The following is a 687-nucleotide window of genomic DNA, read 5'->3' as shown; positions in this document are numbered from 1 at the left end:
TGTTAAGGCAAGTTAAAGATGTCACATTAGGGAGCAAAGTAGACATGTCACACAAGTCTGTGTCTTTTATCAATCCCTTGTTAAACTCGCCTTAAACTCCACATCCTGCATAAATACAGCATTAATACATCTCGCTTGGGTTTTTCTATCTCCTGCACTTTTACCTCGTTGACGATGATGCTCTTGTGCTCGCTCAGTTTGGCTCTCTTTTGCAAAAGCCAGTGCCGCGCCTAAACGTTTATTATTAACGATATCTCCTTGCTGAACATGCCTTAAGGTATCAAATACGCTATAAGACAATTCCTCACCACAATAGCGTATGGCTATCGTGCCGTCTGGATAGTCATGAATCATGACCCGTTTGTTGACTAACCGCTTGGTTTTCTCTGTTGGGTCAAGTAGGTAAATGACTTTATCGTATTGTAATGTCAGTGAGTTAGAGACTGTACGACTCATCTGCTTAGTAAAAATATCATCCAGTTCAACCGCTGACTCTTGTACCGGACGATGCGCGTCTTGTGAAGAGTGAGCCGCACAAGCAAAGCGGCGATTAAAATCTGCCATAAATTCAGGAAGCCAAGCATTCGCTTCTTCGATGGTATTGATGCCTGCAAGGCGCATTTCTTTTATGAGGCGGTCTTGGAGTGTTCTATTGGCTCGTTCCACTCGACCTTTAGCTTGTGAGCT

General features: G+C 43.5%; 1 pseudogene. It reads right to left on the bottom strand.

Annotated elements, in window-relative coordinates:
• Positions 1–69: 69 nt before the first annotated feature.
• Positions 70–687: pseudogene (locus Q0791_RS24945) on the bottom strand (ISNCY family transposase); the annotation flags it as partial.

Origin of the sequence: uncultured Shewanella sp., from assembly GCF_947495455.1 — a bacterium.
In the GTDB taxonomy this organism is placed as follows: Bacteria; Pseudomonadota; Gammaproteobacteria; order Enterobacterales; family Shewanellaceae; genus Shewanella.
Note: the sequence above shows the minus strand (reverse complement) of the source record. Positions and strands in the feature narration are given on the sequence as shown.